3 protein-coding genes are annotated in these 2,300 nt (G+C 64.9%); all 3 read left to right on the top strand.

The annotated features are described in order from the left end of the window. The coding region (locus tag SX243_25995) for a sodium:solute symporter (protein MDY7096438.1) at positions 1–559 on the top strand (559 nt) is incomplete at its 5' end. 216 nt (positions 560–775) lie between these two features. Then, positions 776–1,381: an ECF-type sigma factor gene (locus tag SX243_26000; GenBank protein MDY7096439.1), complete on the top strand. Its 606-nt coding sequence runs from the start codon at positions 776–778 to the stop codon at positions 1,379–1,381. A 170-nt stretch (positions 1,382–1,551) separates the two neighbouring features. Then, on the top strand, positions 1,552–2,300 hold a 749-nt coding region (locus SX243_26005), incomplete at its 3' end, for a serine/threonine-protein kinase (protein ID MDY7096440.1).

Consider the following 2,300-nt stretch of genomic DNA (forward strand, 5'->3'; position numbering starts at 1 on the left):
TCCGTGGTTCGTCGGCGTGTTGGTCTTCCTGGGCCTGATCTCGGCGGGGATGTCGACCCTCGAAGGGTTGATCCAAAGCCTCTCTATCATCATCACCAACGACCTCATCGACAATCTGCACCACGCCTGGAAGGGCCACTCGCTGCCGGACCACTTCCTCTTCCTGCTCAACCGGGTGGTCATCGTCGGCCTGGCGGTGTTCTCCTTCGGCCTCGCCTACCAGCAGCTCGTCGATCCCAACCTGAGCGTCATCATCTTCGCCCAGCTGGGCGTCTACGCCTTCTTCGCCGCCGCCTTCGTTCCCGTCCTCTTCGGTACCTTCCTCCACGACACCCCCCTCATCGCCGCCGCCGGCGCCGCCATCGCCGCCTTGGTGGTGCACTTCGGGCTCTACTACACCGGTCAGAACTACTTCCCGTACTACATGGACGTCAGCGTCAAGAACCCCACCCTGTCCACGGCGTTGGGATTGCTGGCGGCGCTGGTGGTAGGAGGAGGGCTTTACCTGGCCTTCCGCAAGCAGGCTGCCCCTTCTTCGAGCTCCGCAGGTCCGAGCTGAGCCACCCCTCGTCGGGATCGACAACCCCAACATTTGATTTTTCTTGTATGCTTTAGTAGCATGCAAGCAATTGCGTTTTCTTTCTTTGTGCCTATAGCGGGCACAGTTGAGTCTCCATCCAATTTCCACGGTGAGCCGGCAGGTCAACGGCAAGCTGCTGAAGTCCTCTCTCTTGCAACCGAGCCGAAGGCATCTGGGAGGTGTGTATTGAGTGCAGTGTGGGCAGAAGAGGAGACCACCGGCAGAACGGCGGAATGGCTTGCCGGCTGGTCTCAAGGTAGGCCGGAAGATCGTGATCGCCTCTTCGAGCACCTCTATCCGGAGCTTCGTCGTCTGGCCGCTTCCTGTTTGGCGGCCTCCTATCGAGCGCGCCCGCGGCACCAGGAGCCGTATCAGGCCACCGAGCTGATCCACGAGCTCTATTTGCAGATGCTGCGGCAGCGCCGCGTCGAATGGCAGAGCCGGCAGCATTTCTTCGCCATCGCCAGCCGGCTGCTGCGCCGGCTGATGATCGACGAGGGGCGTCGCCGTCAGTGTGAAAAACGCGGCGGTGGAAAGCCCGTCGCTCCCTTGGAGGCAGCGGGACCGGTCGCTGCCGATTCGTCTCCGGCCCCGGTGGATTTGCTCGCCTTGGACCGAGCTCTCGACCGGTTGGAAGCCATCGACGAGCGCGCTGTCCGGGTGGTGGAGCTGCGCTTTCTCGCCGGTCTGAGCCACGACGAAACGGCCTCGGCGCTGGGGGTCAGCCGGGCCACCGTCGGCCGCAGCTGGCGCTTCGCCCGCGCCTGGCTGCGGGATCGCCTGGCGGGCCCCTCCTCGTGACGTCGAGCGCTGTGCGGCGGAATTCGGTGCGGGAGCTCGCAGGCCGGGCTGGGTCTACTTCCACTGGGTCTGCCTCCAGTGCATCTGCCCCCACTGGGTCTGTCTCCAATGGGACTTGCCCCACCACCTCCCTGGCTCTCTGGCGGCAGGCCCGGGATCTCTTCCACCGCTTGGCCTCCCTCGGGACGGAGGAGCGGGATGCGGCTCTGGAGGCCGCGGCCCACCGCGATCCAGAGCTGGGCTCCATCGTTCGGCGGTTGTTGGAGCAGGATCGCTCGGATCCTTTCCTCGAAGCGGTGCCAAACAGCGCCCTGGCTGATGAAGAAGCTCTCGTCGAGGCCGAGTGGATCGGTTCCACCGTCGGTCCTTATCGGCTGATCCGCCCCATCGGGCGGGGTGGCTCGGGGGTGGTCTTCTTGGCGGAGCGGGAGGACTCGGAGTTCGAGCATCGGGTGGCGGTGAAGGTGCTGGCTCGGGCCTTCAATCCCGGAGCCCGGCGCCGCTTCCGGCGGGAGCGGCAGATTCTCGCCCACCTGACGCATCCGAATATCGCCCGGCTCATGGGTGGCGGCACCACCTCCACGGGGCAGCCCTACCTCCTGATGGAGCTCATCCACGGCCTTCCCATCACCACCTACTGCGACCGCTGGCGCCTGACCTTGGAACCCCGCCTCGATCTCTTCCGCCAGGTCTGCAGCGCCGTCCACCACGCTCACCGCAACCTCATCGTCCACCGTGACCTCAAACCCAACAACATCCTGGTGACCGCCGACGGCCAGGTGAAGCTCCTCGATTTCGGCATCGCCAAGCTTCTCGACGCCATGCAGCCCAACCCCGACAGCGGCGAGCATGGCCGCTGGATGACCCCTTCCTACGCTAGTCCCGAGCAGGTTCTTGGCCGCACGATCACCACCGCCAG

It is taken from the genome of Acidobacteriota bacterium, from assembly GCA_034211275.1.
Taxonomy (GTDB): domain Bacteria; phylum Acidobacteriota; class Thermoanaerobaculia; order Multivoradales; family JAHZIX01; genus JAGQSE01.